The organism is Rhodococcus sp. IEGM 1379, from assembly GCF_030056815.1.
GTDB lineage: Bacteria > Actinomycetota > Actinomycetes > Mycobacteriales > Mycobacteriaceae > Rhodococcus_F.
The window spans coordinates 19,992-37,304 of the sequence record NZ_JASHKR010000024.1 but is presented as its reverse complement, the minus strand read 5'-3'; the positions used below and the strand labels follow the sequence as shown (position 1 = coordinate 37,304).

Sequence of the window (17,313 nt, the reverse complement as noted above, 5' to 3'; positions counted from 1 at the left end):
GCGTCAGGCTTTGTAGTTGTAGAAACCTTCACCGACGCCAGCACCCAACTTGCCTTGGTCGATGTAATTCTTCTTGATGTAGTCGGCGAATTCGCGTTGCTTTTCGCCGCCCTGGGTGGAGATGTTGTACACGGTGGTGAGGCCGACGATATCCATGATTTGGAAAGGGCCGACCGGGGCTCCGGTGCCGATACGCCAAGTCTTGTCAATCATTTCGGGATCGGCGATACCGTCGGTCAGTAGGTCGGAGGCTGCGTTGAGGAGTGGTACGAGCAGCGAGTTGAGTACGTAGCCCGCCTTCTCCTTCTTCAATTCGATCGGCACCATGTTGATGCTTTCCGCAAATTTCACTACCGCGCGGTATACGGCCGGATCAGTGGAGGTTGTTCCCATAACCTCTGCAGTGTTGTTGACCCACACGTGATTTGCGAAGTGAAGTGCGAGGAACTTTTCGGGCCGTCCCGTGAATGCCTTGAGGTCGCTCGGCAACAGGGTGGAAGAGTTGGTGGCAAAAATTGTGTGTGCCGGGGCAACTTCGGAGAGCTTCTCGTAGGTGTCGCGTTTGATTCCGAGATCTTCGGGGATTGCTTCGATCACCAAGTCTGCCTTGATGACTGCCTGAGCCAGATCGGACGAGTAGGTGATGCGCTGGAGTGCCGCGTCAGCTTTGCCTTCGGCGGCGCCCGCTACATTCTCGGCCTTGTATGTTGCTGCGAGAGTGTCGAATCGAGACTTTGCAATTTCGAGTACGTCGTCGTTGATGTCGTAGGCAACAACGTCGAATCCGCAGTATGCGGTTTGGTAGGCGATCTGGGAGCCGAGTACGCCGGTGCCCAGGACGGTGATATTTTTCAATTCGGTCATTTCTGTTCCTCTTTCGTGCTCAGTGTGCGCAGCCCAAGCGCTATTAATTTAACCTGTGCTGCAACGGTATTCAATAAACTCTGGACGCTAATGGACTCGAGTGCGCCGCGCGCGATCTCGAAGTGTAGAACGTTGGAGATGGTGCGCGCCGCCGTTGTGGTGTGGAGTGCGGCGACATTGGGAAAACTCTCGGCAAGAATTCGCTCGATTCGTGCTTGGAGTCGTTTCGTCAACTCCACGCCTTCGGTTCGGTAGCAGGCGTTCGGTTCGCCGAAGAGTACTTCGCGTTGGTAGATGCCGGTGTTCTCGTTGTTTATCCGACTCGAGCCCATCAGTGGCGAAACAAGTTGAATCACTCGATCTTCCGGCGAAGTAGCACCGATTTCGGCCGCCTCACCGATCTCGATCTGTGTGCGGTACTCCGAGTTGTACACCATCAGGAGTAGTTCGGTCTTGCTGGCAGCGTAGCGGAACAGCGTGCCGCTGGCGATGTCGGCCCGATCGGAAATCTCTTGAGTTGTGACTGCGCCGTAGCCTTTTTCGTGAAATAACTCGGCCGCGGCGTCGAAGATACGAGTCTGCTTTTCGAGTTTGTTGCGTTCGCGTCGACCCAGTGCTTGGTCTGATTGAAGCATGCCGTCCACCTTCGTCAACCTTTCAGATCATGCTAAAAAATGAGTGTACTCCGAAATATTGCGAGATGCTGTCTCCCCTGTCACATCGCTGCAGGTCCGCATCACGGCCGACCGGCAATCCATCCCGCAAAAATGTCGTCGAAGACGTCGCCCTCGCACACGTGGGCAGTGTCCGGATACGCGCAGTCCGGGAAGCCCACGACAATGTCGGTCAAGTCGGCACCACAACATTGTCCGAGGAGTCCACGAAGTAGATCGGCTACTGACCATTCCTCGACAGTTGCCGCGGGCACACCCTCGTCTTCGTAGACACTCAGGAGGTCGGAATGATGCCAGGAGAGTTCCTCTGCGACTATGGCATCCGGGTTGAACTCCATGGCGCGGTCGAGGGCTTCGCGCAGCATCGCATGTGGATCTTCTTGGCCGCGAAGAAGAATGGCGATATCAGCGGGCGCTTTCTGCATGACGAACATCCACGGCTTCCCGTCGGGAAAGGCCCCGCCGAATCCGGCGACGTGGAATGGTAGGTGACTGCTCAGGAAGTCGGTCTCAACGTCGACATGTTGATCATCGCCGAGGTGGATGAAGTGACCAGAGGCGATTTCTTCCCCGGTGGCTTCGTCGGCCCAACTGTTGTTCCACAGGTCGGTCATCCGACTGCCGTCAGGAAAGTCGAGAAGCTCGAAGAGAAAACCCATGTCTACAGCTCCCCGTCGAAGTGGGTGGCTACGCCGCCACTGAGTCGCGGCACCGTCTGTGCGGCGGTCGCGAGTACGACTCTGCTTGTCTCAAAGTTGATTTCGTCTCGTTCCGAGTCTTCGGCGGCGGGATCCTCGGTGAGCGAGAATTCGAGTTCCACCCGACGATCGGTGCTGGAACGGGCCGAGATCATAAGTCCAAGGGATTCGTCTGTGAAGGTGGGCAGCGAGTTCTCGGGGTGGAAGTCGGCTGCGGCGTGGAAAAAGAATCCTGCGAGACGCTCCACAAATCCGTCGTCCGCGGGCCGTCCGAGGTACTGGTTGTACGCGTCGGGGCTCAGCAGTCCGACGTCGAAAACGAGGCACGGAGCCTCGGTCTCGAACGTCCGTGCGGGAACTGCATGGCTGCGCAGGAAAATCGCGGCGCCGCCGTACCCAGGTAACCGAAATCCGTCACGCATCTGGTGTTCTCCTATCGCCGGGATGTTCTAGGCCACGGTTCCGACATGCGTCGATGAAATGACGAAACGCCGAACTCTGTATCCAACAACACAACCCAGAGCATTTTTGAGACATCGCGTCCACAGAAACACTGGGATGGCCCGGTACGTTCGAATGGCGGATTCGATGAGCGGTACAGCGGGGGAGTTGGCGGATGCGTTGGTGGAACAGCATGCGTCTATTGCGCGTGCTCAGTTCGTCGAGATCGATGCCGTCACGACGCTGTATTTCGAGCGATGTGATGAGGACGAGAAGGCCGGCGGCAATGCTGCTGTGCAAGGTGAGTTCGCCAACATCGAGGTCGCGTTCGTTCTGAGTGTCACCGAGTATGCGGCGACGCGGATGATCGCGTTGGGGTGCGATCTTCGGCTGCGGTTGCGCCGGGTGTCTGCGGCTTTCGCGTCGGGGAAAATCGATGTCGGTCAGGCGACCGCGTTGTCGGAGGTGTTGGCCAATGTGTCCGAGGGTGCGTTGGATCTGATCGAGAAGTTGTTGGTCGAAGGTGCGGCTGGGTGTAGTAGCTGGGTGTAGTAGTAGTCGCCTCGAGTCTCGGGCGCGCGGTGTGATGGCGCGTCATGATTCGGAGGGTGTGCGGGCTAGTCGTTGCCGGGCGCAGGAGGGTCGGGATGTGCGGATCTTCTGAAATACACCCGAGCTGGCACACTCGGTGGGGTGAGCGAACCCCCTAGCCGACAAGCCCGATCCCGCAGCAGGGTGGTGTTGTGGATTTCAGCTGCACTGACGCTCGCCGTCGTCGCAGTAGGGATCGTCGTAGTGTGGATCGCACCGTCGCGCTATCTGCCGTGGGATACCGCCGATTTTCCGGCCATCGATACCAGTGCACTGTCGACCGATCAAACGACGGTGCTTCAGCTGCTGGAAACCGAGCATGAGCAGGACCGCCCGGGTGCCTACTACGCAGACGGTATCGACGAAGAATGGTGCGCCGACTTTGTCAGCTGGATCATGCGTGAAGCGGGCCGCCCGCTGTCCAACCCGAATTCCGGGAGTTGGCGTATCCCCGGGGTCTATACGCTGCAGGAGTATTACCAAGGCATCGGCGCCTACGCCGAGAATGACGGAAGGTACACCCCCGATGTGGGTGATGTCGTGATCTACGACAGTTCGCGCTGGGTCGGTCAGCACACCAATATCGTTGTAGCCGTTGATGGTGACAAAGCAACTACTGTCGGTGGCAACGAGTTCGGCAAAGTGCGGGTTCACGACCTCGATTGGGCGTCGGATTCCGCAGTCGTAGGGTTCGGAAAGCTTCAGCCCTGACAGGCCGGAGCTAATGGAAACCAACGCGCAGATGCGCGAGTTTCGCCCTCCACGTCGATGTCGAGGGTACTGCCGTCCGTACGCTCGCGCACGGTTACCTGCTCAGTTCTTGTAATGGGTTGTGAATACTCGACTATCGATCGAAATGGAGAGTCTCGTAGGGCTTTCCCATTGCGTCCTCGATAGGTTGCCAGTAGACCGCATTGTTTACATGGTCGAACGGATCAAAATCGCTGGAGCGTAAGGGAAAAGCGGTTCCCGATGAGGCACTCGGTTCCGGGTCGATCCAACGATGCCAATGCAGGTGTTGATCCACGACAGTCGAGTCGAGGTCACGAGTGAACCGTTCGCTTATCCGCGCGGGCATTCCGGTTTTCGGGTCGACGTTGATCCAGAAGCCTTCGCTCTCCACCAATCCTCCGTCGTCGGAATCGATACGCACTCGCATGGAGCACCATTTGCTGGAGATCCCGGAATAGCAGCGTCGTAAGTGGACTTGATGGGGCCACCTGATCGGCCTGACTACATCGATGACCGTGCGCCGAACGACCCACGTCGGGTGAGTCCAGCGCGTCGGAAGCTATGAGGTTGTCGAATCCCAGATCCTGTAAGTAACGGGCAATCACGTCGAGGCGGAGGCGTCGATCGGTGTGGATGTCGCCGGTGCGGACTGGCCAGGACGCTTCGAAGATGTGTCCGGTATCGGGCAGTGGGGCCAGGGGCCTGGTCCGCTGTGAGGCGTTTCATCAATGCCGGTGCTCCTCGAGATATCTGATGCACGATTGCAATACCCGATCGGGGCGCGATGAACCCTGCACACGCCGACATGCGCAGTTCATCCTCGACGGGTGATGCCTGTGCCGGACCAGCACTCGAGACTGAGATGGAAGTGCATTCTCGTCGAAAGGAACGCTGATGACTGCTCCACCGCGAGAACCCGCGCAGCACCCTGTCAAACAGGGCTTCGCGGTTGGTACGACGTTCGCTGCGGCAATCCTGCTGCTGACCGCCGGCATTGTTGCTTTGCTACAGGGCATCGCCGCAGTTGCCGACAATAATCTGTTTGTCGTCGGAATCAACTACACCTACAAGTTCGATATTTCGACGTGGGGTTGGATCCATATCGTCCTGGGCATCATCGGAATTCTGGTGGCGCTGGGACTCTTCACCGGCGCAGTGTGGGCTCGCGCTTCGGCGATCGTGATTGCATCACTCTCGATCATCGCGAACTTCCTGTGGCTGCCGTACTACCCGATGTGGTCGATCCTGGTGATTGCCCTTGACATTGTGGTCATCTGGGCCGTTGCAACGTGGGATACCGCGTAGCTCGTCGAGCGGTAGATCACTGAGCGCAAGAGCCTGGCTCCGACCGTTACGACGGTCGGAGCCAGGCTCTTGGATTTCGATCAGTCTGGCAGCCTGCGTAATTCGGCTACTGTCAGTCCGAGTGAATCGAGTCGGGCCATGATGCTCCGCATGGCACTGTGATCGGCAACGGGCCCGTACAGGCTGGTGTAGCCGCCGGCGGTAGGTGCCACGGCCAGCTCGGGGAAGGCGGCTTTCACTCGGTCGGATACTTCGCCGTCGATGAGGAATTGGTAGCGAGTGGGAGCATTCATTCTTTGCACTCCTGCCTCATCGACGTACACGCTATTTCACCCAGTTTGGCTCCATCCGAGAAGCAATGCGTCATCCACTTCGGGTGAATGTCTTCACTTTTCAAAAACTTGGAACATTCATCCCTTTTGTGTGAGGTCGGATCGGAGTCCCATCTCTATCGTCTAGCGGGAGAGAGAAGAGGCCGGTATGGGTTCTGTCATCGGAGATCTGCTGCCACTTGCCGTGGGTGTTGCCGTTTCGCCCATTCCCATCATCGCTGCGATCTTGATGCTCTTGTCCAAGCGAGCGGGAAGTAGCAGCATTGGCTTTGCGCTGGGGTGGGTGCTCGGAATTATCATCGCAACAGTGATATTCGTGCTTCTGTCCACGACATTGCAAAATTCCGACGACGAGCCATCGGTGGTCGTTTCGTGGATCAAACTTGTCTTGGGTGTGCTTCTTCTGGCTTTTGGTGCGACGCAATGGCGCGGACGCGGCGGTGAACATGCGACTCCGAAGTGGATGCAGGCCACCGACGATATGACCGCGGCCAAGGGGTTCGGCCTCGGGTTTGCTCTGGCTGCGATCAATCCCAAGAACTTGATGATGTGTATTGCAGCGGGCATTTCGATCGGTTCAGCAGCGCTGCCGACGGGTCAGGTGGTTGTTGCCATCGTAATCTTTGCCGTCATTGCGGCGTCGACGGTGTGTGTGCCCGTGATCGGCTATCTGGTTGCTGCGGATCGCCTGCGTACTCCATTGTCGCAGTTGAAAATTTGGTTGCAGAGCAACAATGCGACGGTGATGAGCGTGCTGATCCTGGTTATCGGAGTGGTGCTGATCGGCAAGGGAATCGGAGGGCTCTGACCGAGAAGAGGTAGGTATGGGATCGCTTCTATTGCAACAGATTCCGCTGGCACTCGGCATCATTATGAGCCCACTGGCTGTTGTTGCCGTTGTTGCCGTTGTTGCTGTGCTGTTTTCCGATCACGCTCGGAGCAACAGCTTTGCGTATCTGATCGGGTGGTTTCTCGGAATCATTGTTTCGCTGTCTGTTTCATTCGCAGTATTGACCGCCCTGCACGTCCATCAACGCAATCATCCACCGCTCTGGGTGCCGATACTGCATCTGATGCTCGGCGCGGTTCTACTAGCTGGAGCCTGGTTCGTGTACACCCGCAGTCGTAGGCGAGTGCAGGCGATGGCGGCAGCGTCCGGTCCCGGTGATGTGGCAGTCGTTGCACCGCAATTGCCCAGTATGCCGCGGCGGGTAGTTCGCGCCACCTCATCGTCGGTCCGATGTCTGCCACTGCGGCATTGTCCGCTGCAATGATCGCTCCTCTTGCCGGAGAAGATGATTCACGGTTCCTCTCATTGTCCGTGGCGTTGGCGATAGTCACGGGACTGGTTGGACTGTTCGCCGGATTCATACGGCTTGGGTTCATTGCGTCGTTCATCTCCGAACCGGTGCTCAAAGGTTTCATCGTCGGCCTGGCCCTGACCATCATCATCGGACAGGTATCCAAGATGCTCGGAGTGGAGAAGGGGGAAGGGAACTTCTTCATCGAGGCCTGGTCGGTGGTGCGCGCGCTGGGAAGCGTCGATGGACTCACCGTCTTTGTCGGATTATTCAGCTTGGCAGCTGTTTTGGCGGTCAAGCGTTGGTTACCTCTCGTTCCGGGTTCACTGCTGGTTGTGCTGATGGGCGTCGCTGCCGTCGCTTTGTTCGGCCTCGACGATCGGTGTGTTGCTCATCGGCTTTGCCGAAGGTCTGGGTGCAGCAAAGACTTACGCAGCCAAAGCCGGATACATCGTGGATGCCAACCGGGAGCTGGCGGGGCTGGGTGTTGCGAATCAGGGGGTGGGCCTCTGTGCTCGGGCATGGTTGTCGACGGAAGCCTCTCCAAGACAGCTGTCAACGGTGGTGCGGGTGCAAAGACTCAAGTCAGCGGCTTGGTGGTTGCGGTACTGACCGTGGTGACGCTGCTGTTTCTCGCCGGGTTGTTCGAAAAACTTCCCGAAGCGACGCTCTCAGCCGTGGTGATTGCCGCAGTGATCGAGCTTGTCGACTTTTCCTCTCTCGCCGCGCTGTACCGCGTCTGGACGAGACGATTGGGCAGCATCCACGGATTAGCGGCCCGCGCAGATTTTGCCGCCGCCATTGCGGCGATATTCGGCGTACTGCTTTTCGATACGTTGCCCGGGTTGATCATCGGGATCGCGGTATCGATGTTGCTGCTTGTCCGCCGTGTGTCCAAACCTCATGTGGTAGCACTGGCAAAGGAGGGAACGCGCTGGGTGGATATCAGCAATCATCCCGAGTTGAAACCTGGCGACGGTGTGATCGTGGTGCGGGTGGAAGCGGGCTTGTTCTTTGCCAACGCAGACCATGTTCGGGGTCAGATTGACTTGGGTACGACGATGATCATCCTCGACGCCGAGACACCGCCGTTCATCGATGTGAGCGGGGCTCAGATGTTAGCGCAGTTTCGGGATGTTCTCGCGGGAGCTGCCGGCGGCGTGAAAGTTGACGTGTATCCGAGCATCGCAGAAGCTATGGCAGATCCGTCACCCGCGCAACCAGATTCCCAACGGTCCATCGTCTTTGGCGACAGAACTCACGATTACGCTCGCCACCACGATGACGCCGGAGAAAATGAACAGCCAACTGATGAGTGTGAACATCACACCGAGAAGGCCGAATTGGTCCTGCGAGGTGTGGGTGATCCTGGGCAGGAAGAGGGTGCTGGCCACATGTAAGGCACTGAGGCCTGTGGCAGTCAAAAGCCCGGAGCCGATACACATTCGGGTAGTCATCCGGTTGGCGGTCAGGAGCAGGGGCACCGCAGTCCAGGCCAGTGCCCACACACAGTAGACGGACGTGAATTCCAGTAATCTACCCACTGCTGGAATAGTTTTCAGCTGGTGGCAGACTGCCGACGCGGCCACCGATGTGGCGATCACGAGTACCACTGCCAGCCAGCGCCGGGCCTGTCGAAGTGTGGCAATCGGTACATGCCAGATTCGTCCGTACATTCGTCCCAACGCTCGGGCGTAGGACGTGGAACTCACCAGCAACATCAGTAACCCGAGAACTCCGAAAGCTGCTGTGGTGCCGACGCTCGCCGAATCGGTCGGCGGCAGGTCGATGCCCAGATCGTCTCGGGCGATCGCTGCGAGCGGTTGTAATCGTTGGAACGTCGTTGCCGCAATCATCACCGGTAGTAGCGAAGTGAAGGCTTGCGCCGCGAGAGTCATTGCACTGTCGACCAACCCGACTTCGAGGATATCCAACGAGATTCGAGATGCCAGACGTCGCCTCGGAGTAACGGTCACCCACACCTTCATGCGGTCCCGCGTATCGCTGTAAATCCGCGGCGGTAACTGTATGCGCATCAGCTACGTCGGCTCAGATGAGCCCGCCGCGCCGCGCGGCTTTGAGGGCGTCACGGCGATTGCTGACGTCGAGTTTCCGGTAGATCCCGCGTAGATGCGTCTTGATCGTGTTGACGGAGAGGAACAGAGTTGAGGCAATCGACTCCGTCGTATCTCCGGAGGCGAGCTCGCGTAGGACGGTGTACTCACCCGGCGTCAGGATGGGAGCCCTGATCAACTCCTGCGGTTGCAGGCGCGCTCGAACGTGTTCGGCAAACGGTTCTTGATCCCCGAAATGACCACTGAAATCATCGAGGATTCGCCGCAATGAATGACCGTAGTCGAGAAAGGGACGTAGAAGGTTTCCGTGTTCGGCGACGCGCAATGCGTTGTGTAGTGAGTGAAAAGCTTTGCGGGGTTGCCGATTCGCTGAGTGAATGCAGGATTGCATCACCGAAGCGTAGACGGAGTGGCCGAGCAGCGGCCGGTGATGTTCCTCCGAGGCGGCATCCAGTTCGATCTGTGCCTCGGCATATCTGCTTCCGGCCAGGCGAAGTGACGCGCGGGCCAAATGAACCTCAGGTACCTCGCCGATCTGACGGGATACATCGTGGATCAAGCGGCTAGCCCAATCCAGTTCGCCCACTGAAAGGCAGGTGTTGACCACGGCCGGGAGGAGTGCCGAACTTGCGATCGGAAAGGTTTGCGAGTCAATGGCGCTGAGTAATGCGTCGCGCGTATCCGAAACTGTCGCTCGGCGATCATCTGCAGTGTCAAGTCTGTGCAGTCCGAAGGTGATGACGGTATGCCAACCGAATGCGGGGATGCCGATGCCGAGAATATCTGCCTGACGGTAGTTTTGGAGTGTCGGGATGCGATGCGTGAGATCGGTAGTGTCGCAGAGGTATGCCGCCAGTGCAGCTACCGAAGTTGACAGTTCGTACTCCGCGGTACCGGTGAGTTGATGCTCCACCGCATAGTCGAGGGCGTACGTCGAGTGCGCGGTCATCGCCTCGACATTGCCGTCCAGGGCTGCGACAAATCCGAGGCCCGTCAGGGATTTCAAGACCAACCGACTGCGGCCCCGGAGCGTTCCCAGTGCCGCAGCTTGGGTGTATTCGATTGCTGCTCTGCCGAAGTCGCGATTGAGGAAGTAGCCGGTCGCGACTTGCAGGTGCGCATACGCCTCGATGTCAGAATTGGCGCTGTGTTGTCGATGTGCTAGGGCGGAGAGTGTGGTGGCGCATCGTGAACCGGCGGTCGCATAAAGAGTTTCCAGAGTCAGCGCGCGGCATAGTATGTCATTGTGCAGAGGCGATGCGGTGCCGAGAAAGTTCAGATATGTACTGGCGGTGGTTACATCGCCGCTGTGGAGTGCAGACGCTGCAAGAAGCATGCGGGCGCACGGTGATTCGGTGACCGGTATGGGCGCCGACTCCAGAATTCGAACCAGATCACCGCTGTATCCGTCCAGCACGATTCCGAGTCCGCAATGGTCGAGAAAAGCGAGAATTCGTGCTGTGTCGCCGATTCCGATCTCGAGTTCCAGGGCTTCCACCTCGTGCTGATGGGTTTCGAGCCAGGTTGCCGCTTGCTCGTTCACGTGAAGCCGTCCCCCTGGATCGACACGCCGGAACTCCGCTCGGAGATGTTCCCGCAACAGCGGGTGGTAACTGAACCATGTTGTGTGATCGGGAGAATCAGTACGGGTGAGCGGTAAATTGAACTGAATCAGGGCATCGATTTCGGTTCCGGCGTCTACGCCGATGAGGGCTTCGGCCAGGTCGATGGAAAATGCGTCGACAACTGAAGTTCGGAGCATGAATGTCGTGAGATGTGGGGGCAGTGCGGCCAACACCTCGTCGACGAGGAAGTCTGCGACAGGCCGTGGTGTGTGTGTGAATTCCTCGACGGCATCGGATGTGTCGCCTCGTCCGCAGAGGTAAGCACCCGCGAGCCGAACTACCGCGCCCCAGCCTTTGGTAAACGATTCGATGATCGCTAGTTGGTCGTCGGTCAGGCTGATGGCGTACTCGCCCAATAGTGTCGTGATTTCGTTGCTGTTGAAGGCGAGATCGCTTGCTTCAAAACGAACCAGTCGGCTGTGGAGGGTCAGCCGATGCCACGTCAACGGGGGTTCGTACCGGGCTGCGATAACAATCGAGAGGTTCGGCGGTGCTTGAGCGAGAACGTGATCGAGTGTGGTGATCGAGATGGGATCGTGCAGTGCGTGAACGTCGTCGAGGATCAATGTGATCGGGCGTCCGCTTGCTTCGATCGCGTCCATGAAGCTGGATAACCAGAACTGCGGTGGCGCGCCACGGGCGACGGGTTCGACATGTTCGGACAGGGCTTCGCTCAGTGAGGTGCACAGGACGTGGGCATTGTTGTCACGCTCGGCCAGAGTCAGCCAGGAAACGGATGTGTGGGATTGCTCGCGGGCCCAGTCGGCCAGTAGGAGCGTCTTGCCTGCGCCGGCCGGCGCGCACAGCAAGCTGACCATGCGAGTGTGGGTTGTTGCGGAGAGTTGCCGATGCAGGCGCGGCCGCGAGATGACATTGGCGATCGCTGACGGTGGCCGGAACCTGCTCTGCCGTTCTTGTTCGGGCACAGACGCGCCCGGTTCGGGCGCTGTTACATCCGATACGCGAACCGAGCTGTTCATCGGACTCCTGGCGTCTGGGGAGTGAGACCACCTGGAATTACCCAAGTCAGACATCGTTCAATCAGTGGATCGCAGGACGACTCGTTTCCCTTCGTCGGTATCGGGTATCCCTGCGGGTGAATCCCACGCTTGTAAGAGGAGTCGCAATGCCATTCGTGTCGATGCCGGACGAGGCCGAGATCTTCTACAAGGACTGGGGCACCGGTCAACCGGTCGTCTTCAGTCATGGTTGGCCACTGACCGCGGATGTGTGGGATAAGCAGGCGAATATGGTTGCGTCAAAAGGATTTCGCGCAATCGCCCATGATCGTCGCGGCCATGGTCGGTCGTCCCAGACGTGGGACGGCAACACGATGGATACCTACGCCGATGACCTTGCCCGCGTGATTGAACACCTCGACCTACACGAGATTATCTTGGTCGGGCATTCGACGGGCGGCGGGGAGATCACCCGCTACGTCGGTCGGCACGGGACGTCGCGCGTCGCGAAAATGGTGCTGGTCGGCGCTGTGCCGCCTCTGATGCTGCAGACGGCGAGCAATCCGAAGGGCACACCGCGCAGCGCGTTCGACGACATCCGTGCGGGAATCGAAGCCGACCGCTCACAGTTCTACCTCGATCTCAGCCTTCCGTTCTACGGCGGCAATCGAGAGGGTTCGACGCTTTCCGACGGTGCGCGCTATGCCTTTTGGCTGATGAGCATGCAGGTCGGAATCAAAGCTGCTTACGATTGCGTCAAGGAATTTTCGGAGACGGATTTCACCGAAGACTTGGCGAAGATCGATGTTCCGACGTTTGTGGCGGTGGGTGACGACGATCAGATTGTCCCCATCGAAGCCGCGGGATTGCGTACTGCGGAACTGGTTCCGGGGGCAAAGCTCAAGGTTTATCCGGGAGGTTCGCATGGACTGGTTGGTGAATACGAAAAGGCTTTCAACGCAGACCTTCTCGATTTCATCCGGACCTGACAGCTCCGGCAATGGCGTGCACCGCCGGAGCCTTCATGACGTAAACCCGGTCTCAGGCGTCCCGGCCCGACCAGAAGTCGACGAGTACCTTCGTCAGCTCTTCGGGCTTCTCCTCGTTGGGTGTGTGGCCGGCTCCTGCGATGAGCTCGAACTTGGTGCCGAGTCGGGCTGCGGCGTCTGCCTGCGCATCTAACGGAATGACGTCGTTCTCGCCGGCGACGACGAGGATCGGTACGCCGGTCGCGCCCAGTTCGTCGACGCGGTCAGGTTCGTTGCCCATGGTGAGTGCAATTCCGGCGATGTTCGCGGTCTTGGTGGACATGATGCGCCCCAGCAGGAACTCCTTCACCGGTGCCGGGAAGATGTCCTCGAATGCGCCGAACATTGCCTTCCACAACGCCTCGTTACCGCCTGCCCACAACAGTTCCGGGACCTGGCCAATATCCATGGCTCCGCCCAGGTTCTGCCCGCTCGGCGGCGAATCGAGGATCACATAGTCCAGGAAGCGTGCCGGGTCGTTCAGCACGGCCGCTCGGGTGACGAGCCCGCCGAAGCTGTGGCCGAGGAGGTGAACCTTCTCGCCGGGTGCAACTCCGTCGATCACCTCGGCGAGGTCCAGGGCGAACTTGGTGATCGTGTACTCGCCGACCGCATCCCGGCCGTCCGGGCCATCCGAATCATATTGTCCGAGCTGCGAGTACGAGATCAGGCGATAGCCTGCGGCGGTGACGAACGGCGCCATCGGGAGGAAGTCCTCCCGGGAGCCGGTGAAGCCGGGGACCACAACTACGGTGCCCTTGACCTCGGCGCCGGCGTCGGGGGTGGCTTCGAAGTAGGAAAGCTCGCCGCGCGAGATCTTGATGCGGGACAGATTCACGGTCATGTCGCGTTCTCCTTGTTGGGGTCTACAAGATTTTCGGTCGATAGGTAGGGCGTCATCAGCCACCACAGCACGAGGGTAGTGCCGCCTCCGAGAAACAGGCCGCCGATTGTGTCCGAGAACCAGTGGGCGACGCAGAGGGCGTTCTGGTCTCCATGGGTGGTGTCGCCGGCGGGTATACGCTCTTCGTTCAGCACGGCCGGTTGATCTACGACTACAACTTCTTTCGCGAGCATTCCGTGATCACCTCCGGCGCTGTGCTCGACGCTTCGGCTCGGGTCATCGAGTTTCGCTTCAGTTCCGACACCTCGGATCTGGGGTCGGGTGGACTCGGACGACTGCTCGGATCCGGGGTCGAAGTAGGGTCCGGCCGAGTGAACCGCACCGTGCCGTTCCGCTATTCGGTAGGCGGAACATTCGATGTGGGTTGCGAAACGGTCACGCCGGTCTCTCCGATGTATCAGTCGCCTTTCGCCTTCACCGGTCGTATCCGCAACGTGACGGTTGATATCAGCGGAATCGATGTCGATGATCCTGCAACTGCGCACAATCCGGCCCAGTCCATTCAATGATCGAATCAAGAAGCATCAGTCACCGAGGGAGATACTCATGGCGATAATCGCAATTCTCGAACTACACCTGAAGCCTGAATTGGGGGGGGTCGCGCGCGGGAGGTCACCGAGCGTGCGCTGAAGGAGACCCGAGGTTTCGATGGATGTCTGGGTGTGGACGTCTTCATCGACGAAAATAACGGAGCGCATTGGTTGCTGCACGAACGGTGGGAATCAATGGCGCACGACGCCGCCTATCGCGAGTTTCGGGCAGGACCAGGAGCGCTCACCGACTTGGCTCCATTGCTCTCGAAGGAACCGGGACTGACGTGGTTCAGCGCCGATGAGTCGATCTAATTCCTAGCTCTTGGTTCTCCGCGATGCGCAGTGCATCGCGGAGAACTTCGCAGCAAGCCATGTAGTGGGGGATTGCGGCATTGACAGATTAATGCCACGGCCTTAATATTGGGTGTGTGACTCAGCCCACTGCTCGTGATGCCATGATCGACGCAGCAGAGCGACTCATTGCGGAACGTGGAATTGCTGCGATGACGCTGAAGGATGTGCAGATCGCGGCAGGGCAATCCAACAGGTCGGCGGCCAAGTATCACTTCGGTTCCCGGGAAGGTCTGCTCGACGCGATCATCGAAGTACGGATGTCTCCGGTCAACGAGCGGCGAGAACTGCTTCTCGAGGAAATGGAAGCGAATGGTTCGTCGCCGGACGTGCGGCGCGCGGTAGAGGTAATGGTCAAGCCGATCGCGGAGGAGACTCTGGGCCGCAAGGATAGCCGGTACGCGCGCTTCTTGAGTCAGGCGATGTTCGACCCGGCGCTGGCCGAGGCGATTCAGAAGCACTTGAGTGCGGATAGTTTTCGCCGCGCGGAGGAAATCGTAATCGGGCTCGTCAACGTGCCGCTCGATGTGGCGCAGTGGCGAGCCGAAAATATCGTGAACATGACGTTGGTGACGTTGTCGCGCTGGGAAGCGCTGGATCGGAGTCCGGAGTTGACGGACCGTATCGTCGCCGATCTGGTTGACACCTGTGTGGCGGTGCTCGAGGCAACGTCTACTGACGCGCTCGGTTCTGAAGTCTCCGGGTAGGTGCGCGCAATCGCGTGCTGCTCAGGCTGAATCCCTCAGCTGAATAACGTAATTCGACGATTTTGGCATGCCTTGATTGAGGTTCGAGGGGAAAGTTCTGCCCAATTTCGGAAAAACCCTATACATTTGAACGAAAGGCTATACAGTCGTATAGCAGGACCCTGAGGAAGGAACACGATGCACAGCACACTCGATGGCATGCGCGTCATCTCACTTGCAGTGAACCTGCCCGGCCCGCTGGCAGCCGCCCGGCTGGCGCAGTTCGGTGCGTCTGTTCTCAAGGTCGAGCCACCCGGTGGCGATCCCCTCGCGTTCGCAGCACCGGCCTGGTACGCAGATCTCATCCAGCGTCAGGAAGTAACAGTCCTGGACCTGAAGGATTCCGCTGATCTCGCAGTGCTGCGCAAAGACCTCGCCACGGCAGATCTCCTGATCACCGCGATGCGGCCTTCCGCGCTACGCCGGCTGGAACTCGACGACGCACCAACACGATTCCCTGGGCTTTCTCACATCGAAATCGTCGGCCACGACGGCGATTCCGAGGAACTTCCCGGACATGATCTCAATTATCAAGCTGCACATGGCACTGTGCAGCCTCCGCTGATGCCCGCCATCCCGGCTGCGGATCTCCTGGGATCCGAGCGCGCTGTGTCCGCAGCACTGCTCGCGCTGCTGAACAGAACCAACGCCGGCAATGGAAGCACACACCGCGTTGTGCTCGATGATGCAGCCGCGGCTGCCGGCGCTTCGGCGCGATACGGACTCAACGCTGCGGTTGCCGCCTTCCCCACGTACGGCATCTATGCCACGACAGACGGCTATATCGCCCTCGGCGCGCTCGAGCCACATTTTCAGATCCGCACGTGTGAAGCGTTGGGTATCAAGGGCACCCGCGAGGAACTGACCAATGTTTTCGCTACCGAAAGCACAGATCACTGGGTTGCACTCGGTGCCAATGTAGATGTTCCCATCACCGGCATCGATACACCCTCACAGGCAGGAAGAAACACATGAACATGCGCGAAGCCGTCATCGTCGGCGCAGTCCGAACACCCGTCGGCAAACGCGGTGGCGCTTTGAGTCAATGGCATCCTGCCGATCTGCTCGGGCACACCCTCAAGCACCTCGTGGAGCAGTCCGGTATTGATGCTTCTGATATCGACGACGTCATCACCGGCTGCGCCATGCAGCACGAGCATCAGTCCGGAAACATCGGAAGGCACGCAGTCCTTGCGGCTGGCTTGCCGGAATCCGTGCCGGCGGTGACAATCGACCGCCAGTGTGGGTCCGGTCAGCAGGCCGTCACGTTTGCAGCACACGGTATTGCAGCTGGAACGTACAACGTAGCGATCGCGTGCGGTGTGGAGTCGATGTCGCAGGTGCCGATCCCGGCGGCCTTCGCTCCGGGCGCACCACTCGGTCCGCAGTACGCGCCAAAGGAACTTGCTCGTTACGACGGTGCCATGGTTGCTCAGGGTGCGGCTTCCGAGTTGCTGAACGCTCATTGCAAGTTGAGCCGCGAAGAACTTGACGCGTTCAGCATCCGTAGCCACGAGCGCGCGTTTGCGGCCACGGCAGCGGGGAAGTTTCGGGAACAGTTGGTGCCGACCACATCTGACCCGATTGACGGCAACGGACTGGTCATCGAGGGTGACGAGGGAATCCGTGAGCACATGGATCCGGCAAAGATTGCTTCACTCCGGACCATTTTTTCTGCCGACGGCAGCACGACAGCGGCAAACTCGTCGCAGATCAGTGACGGCGCGGCAGCCATCCTGATTGCCGACCGCGGATATGCGGAGAAGCACGGATTGAAGCCGCGCGCAAAGTTTCTCGCGATGTCTGTCGCCGCTGCCGATCCCATCATCCAGTTCAACGCCGTTCTCGATGCCACCCACAAGGCTCTCGAGTTCGCCGGCCTGAGCGCCGAGGACATCGATCTGTTCGAGGTCAACGAGGCCTTCGCCGGAGTTCCGTTGATGGTGCAGAACGAATTCGGCATTCCCGACGAGAAGATCAACGTCAACGGTGGCTCGATCGCCATCGGGCATCCGCTCGGTTCCACCGGCGCTCGCATGCTCACCGACCTGCTGTGCGAACTCGAACGAACCGGAAAACGCTACGGACTGCAGACCATCTGCGAAGCCGGCGGCACTGCGAACGCCACCATCATCGAACGGATCTGAGGACCAA

General features: G+C 59.0%; 20 protein-coding genes and 1 pseudogene. 13 read left to right on the top strand and 8 right to left on the bottom strand.

The genetic code is table 11. The annotated features are described in order from the left end of the window. Window positions 1-3: 3 nt before the first annotated feature. From QM600_RS15270 to QM600_RS15255, 4 genes are all read right to left on the bottom strand, one after another. A complete protein-coding gene (locus tag QM600_RS15270; RefSeq protein WP_283262324.1) occupies window positions 4-864 on the bottom strand; it encodes a 3-hydroxyacyl-CoA dehydrogenase in 861 nt (286 codons plus the stop codon). Further along, window positions 861-1,499: a TetR/AcrR family transcriptional regulator gene (locus QM600_RS15265; protein WP_283262323.1), complete on the bottom strand. Its 639-nt coding sequence runs from the start codon at window positions 1,497-1,499 to the stop codon at window positions 861-863. Before QM600_RS15265 ends, QM600_RS15270 begins: the two co-directional genes overlap by 4 nt. Before the next feature lie 101 nt (window positions 1,500-1,600). Further along, on the bottom strand, window positions 1,601-2,197 hold the full coding sequence (locus tag QM600_RS15260) for a hypothetical protein (protein WP_283262322.1): 597 nt from the start codon (window positions 2,195-2,197) through the stop codon (window positions 1,601-1,603). A gap of 2 nt (window positions 2,198-2,199) precedes the next feature. Then, window positions 2,200-2,658, bottom strand: a complete 459-nt coding sequence (locus QM600_RS15255) for a hypothetical protein (RefSeq protein ID WP_283262321.1) — start codon at window positions 2,656-2,658, stop codon at window positions 2,200-2,202. A 166-nt stretch (window positions 2,659-2,824) separates the two neighbouring features. Between QM600_RS15255 and QM600_RS15250 the strand changes: the two genes are divergently transcribed. Together QM600_RS15250 and QM600_RS15245 are read left to right on the top strand one after the other, a co-directional pair. Continuing rightward, complete coding sequence (locus QM600_RS15250; protein ID WP_283262320.1) at window positions 2,825-3,229, top strand: DUF222 domain-containing protein; 405 nt, start codon at window positions 2,825-2,827, stop codon at window positions 3,227-3,229. A gap of 141 nt (window positions 3,230-3,370) precedes the next feature. Further along, window positions 3,371-3,979, top strand: coding sequence for a CHAP domain-containing protein (locus QM600_RS15245; protein ID WP_502942988.1), 609 nt, complete (start codon window positions 3,371-3,373; stop codon window positions 3,977-3,979). A gap of 133 nt (window positions 3,980-4,112) precedes the next feature. Here QM600_RS15245 and QM600_RS15240 read toward each other — a convergent pair whose 3' ends face one another. After that, entirely contained in the window at window positions 4,113-4,493 is a 381-nt protein-coding gene (locus QM600_RS15240; RefSeq protein WP_283262360.1) for an acyl-ACP thioesterase domain-containing protein, read from the bottom strand. Between the two features lie 401 nt (window positions 4,494-4,894). Here QM600_RS15240 and QM600_RS15235 point away from each other — a divergent pair, with 401 nt between their 5' ends. Then, window positions 4,895-5,305, top strand: a complete 411-nt coding sequence (locus QM600_RS15235; RefSeq protein WP_283262319.1) for a DUF7144 family membrane protein — start codon at window positions 4,895-4,897, stop codon at window positions 5,303-5,305. 80 nt (window positions 5,306-5,385) lie between these two features. On the opposite strand, the gene QM600_RS15230 is transcribed toward QM600_RS15235, so the two are convergent. Continuing rightward, window positions 5,386-5,598: a DUF8691 family protein gene (locus QM600_RS15230; RefSeq protein ID WP_283262318.1), complete on the bottom strand. Its 213-nt coding sequence runs from the start codon at window positions 5,596-5,598 to the stop codon at window positions 5,386-5,388. Between the two features lie 187 nt (window positions 5,599-5,785). On the opposite strand from QM600_RS15230, the gene QM600_RS15225 reads away from it, so the two are divergent. The 4 genes and pseudogenes from QM600_RS15225 to QM600_RS15210 all read left to right on the top strand — a co-directional run bounded on the left by QM600_RS15225 (window position 5,786) and on the right by QM600_RS15210 (window position 8,948). Continuing rightward, window positions 5,786-6,445, top strand: a complete 660-nt coding sequence (locus tag QM600_RS15225; protein ID WP_283262317.1) for a GAP family protein — start codon at window positions 5,786-5,788, stop codon at window positions 6,443-6,445. A 16-nt stretch (window positions 6,446-6,461) separates the two neighbouring features. After that, window positions 6,462-6,911 carry a GAP family protein gene (locus QM600_RS29905; RefSeq protein WP_502942987.1) on the top strand — a complete coding sequence of 150 codons (450 nt, stop codon included), beginning with the start codon at window positions 6,462-6,464 and terminating at the stop codon, window positions 6,909-6,911. Further along, window positions 6,824-8,152 (top strand): annotated as a pseudogene (locus QM600_RS15215) (SulP family inorganic anion transporter); the annotation flags it as partial. The gene QM600_RS29905 and the pseudogene QM600_RS15215, both read left to right, overlap by 88 nt. Before the next feature lie 487 nt (window positions 8,153-8,639). Further along, window positions 8,640-8,948, top strand: coding sequence for a hypothetical protein (locus QM600_RS15210; protein ID WP_283262316.1), 309 nt, complete (start codon window positions 8,640-8,642; stop codon window positions 8,946-8,948). A 39-nt stretch (window positions 8,949-8,987) separates the two neighbouring features. On the opposite strand, the gene QM600_RS15205 is transcribed toward QM600_RS15210, so the two are convergent. After that, window positions 8,988-11,618, bottom strand: coding sequence for a winged helix-turn-helix domain-containing protein (locus tag QM600_RS15205; RefSeq protein ID WP_283262315.1), 2,631 nt, complete (start codon window positions 11,616-11,618; stop codon window positions 8,988-8,990). A 146-nt stretch (window positions 11,619-11,764) separates the two neighbouring features. Here QM600_RS15205 and QM600_RS15200 point away from each other — a divergent pair, with 146 nt between their 5' ends. Continuing rightward, window positions 11,765-12,586 (top strand): alpha/beta fold hydrolase, encoded by an 822-nt coding sequence (locus tag QM600_RS15200; protein WP_283262314.1) that lies wholly within the window; start codon window positions 11,765-11,767, stop codon window positions 12,584-12,586. 52 nt (window positions 12,587-12,638) lie between these two features. Here QM600_RS15200 and QM600_RS15195 read toward each other — a convergent pair whose 3' ends face one another. Further along, the gene (locus QM600_RS15195) at window positions 12,639-13,469 is read right to left on the bottom strand and encodes an alpha/beta fold hydrolase (protein ID WP_283262313.1); all 831 of its coding nucleotides are present in this window, start codon (window positions 13,467-13,469) and stop codon (window positions 12,639-12,641) included. 122 nt (window positions 13,470-13,591) lie between these two features. Between QM600_RS15195 and QM600_RS15190 the strand changes: the two genes are divergently transcribed. The 5 genes from QM600_RS15190 to QM600_RS15170 all read left to right on the top strand — a co-directional run bounded on the left by QM600_RS15190 (window position 13,592) and on the right by QM600_RS15170 (window position 17,306). Beyond that, window positions 13,592-14,038, top strand: a complete 447-nt coding sequence (locus QM600_RS15190) for a hypothetical protein (RefSeq protein WP_283262312.1) — start codon at window positions 13,592-13,594, stop codon at window positions 14,036-14,038. A gap of 153 nt (window positions 14,039-14,191) precedes the next feature. After that, the gene (locus QM600_RS29900) at window positions 14,192-14,374 is read left to right on the top strand and encodes an NIPSNAP family protein (RefSeq protein ID WP_502942985.1); all 183 of its coding nucleotides are present in this window, start codon (window positions 14,192-14,194) and stop codon (window positions 14,372-14,374) included. Between the two features lie 116 nt (window positions 14,375-14,490). Beyond that, the gene (locus QM600_RS15180; protein ID WP_283262311.1) at window positions 14,491-15,120 is read left to right on the top strand and encodes a TetR/AcrR family transcriptional regulator; all 630 of its coding nucleotides are present in this window, start codon (window positions 14,491-14,493) and stop codon (window positions 15,118-15,120) included. A 177-nt stretch (window positions 15,121-15,297) separates the two neighbouring features. Further along, on the top strand, window positions 15,298-16,134 hold the full coding sequence (locus QM600_RS15175) for a CoA transferase (protein ID WP_283262310.1): 837 nt from the start codon (window positions 15,298-15,300) through the stop codon (window positions 16,132-16,134). Beyond that, window positions 16,131-17,306, top strand: a complete 1,176-nt coding sequence (locus QM600_RS15170; protein ID WP_283262309.1) for a thiolase family protein — start codon at window positions 16,131-16,133, stop codon at window positions 17,304-17,306. Before QM600_RS15175 ends, QM600_RS15170 begins: the two co-directional genes overlap by 4 nt. Window positions 17,307-17,313 lie beyond the last annotated feature (7 nt).

What these genes read in the sequence shown, in the direction of transcription:
- QM600_RS15270 (WP_283262324.1), bottom strand. Translation starts at nt 864, where the DNA reads ATGACCGAATTGAAAAATATCACCGTCCTGGGCACCGGCGTACTCGGC.
- QM600_RS15265 (WP_283262323.1), bottom strand. Translation starts at nt 1,499, where the DNA reads ATGCTTCAATCAGACCAAGCACTGGGTCGACGCGAACGCAACAAACTC.
- QM600_RS15260 (WP_283262322.1), bottom strand. Translation starts at nt 2,197, where the DNA reads ATGGGTTTTCTCTTCGAGCTTCTCGACTTTCCTGACGGCAGTCGGATG.
- QM600_RS15255 (WP_283262321.1), bottom strand. Translation starts at nt 2,658, where the DNA reads ATGCGTGACGGATTTCGGTTACCTGGGTACGGCGGCGCCGCGATTTTC.
- QM600_RS15250 (WP_283262320.1), top strand. Translation starts at nt 2,825, where the DNA reads ATGAGCGGTACAGCGGGGGAGTTGGCGGATGCGTTGGTGGAACAGCAT.
- QM600_RS15235 (WP_283262319.1), top strand. Translation starts at nt 4,895, where the DNA reads ATGACTGCTCCACCGCGAGAACCCGCGCAGCACCCTGTCAAACAGGGC.
- QM600_RS15230 (WP_283262318.1), bottom strand. Translation starts at nt 5,598, where the DNA reads ATGAATGCTCCCACTCGCTACCAATTCCTCATCGACGGCGAAGTATCC.
- QM600_RS15225 (WP_283262317.1), top strand. Translation starts at nt 5,786, where the DNA reads ATGGGTTCTGTCATCGGAGATCTGCTGCCACTTGCCGTGGGTGTTGCC.
- QM600_RS29905 (WP_502942987.1), top strand. Translation starts at nt 6,462, where the DNA reads ATGGGATCGCTTCTATTGCAACAGATTCCGCTGGCACTCGGCATCATT.
- QM600_RS15205 (WP_283262315.1), bottom strand. Translation starts at nt 11,618, where the DNA reads ATGAACAGCTCGGTTCGCGTATCGGATGTAACAGCGCCCGAACCGGGC.
- QM600_RS15200 (WP_283262314.1), top strand. Translation starts at nt 11,765, where the DNA reads ATGCCATTCGTGTCGATGCCGGACGAGGCCGAGATCTTCTACAAGGAC.
- QM600_RS15195 (WP_283262313.1), bottom strand. Translation starts at nt 13,469, where the DNA reads ATGACCGTGAATCTGTCCCGCATCAAGATCTCGCGCGGCGAGCTTTCC.
- QM600_RS15175 (WP_283262310.1), top strand. Translation starts at nt 15,298, where the DNA reads ATGCACAGCACACTCGATGGCATGCGCGTCATCTCACTTGCAGTGAAC.
- QM600_RS15170 (WP_283262309.1), top strand. Translation starts at nt 16,131, where the DNA reads ATGAACATGCGCGAAGCCGTCATCGTCGGCGCAGTCCGAACACCCGTC.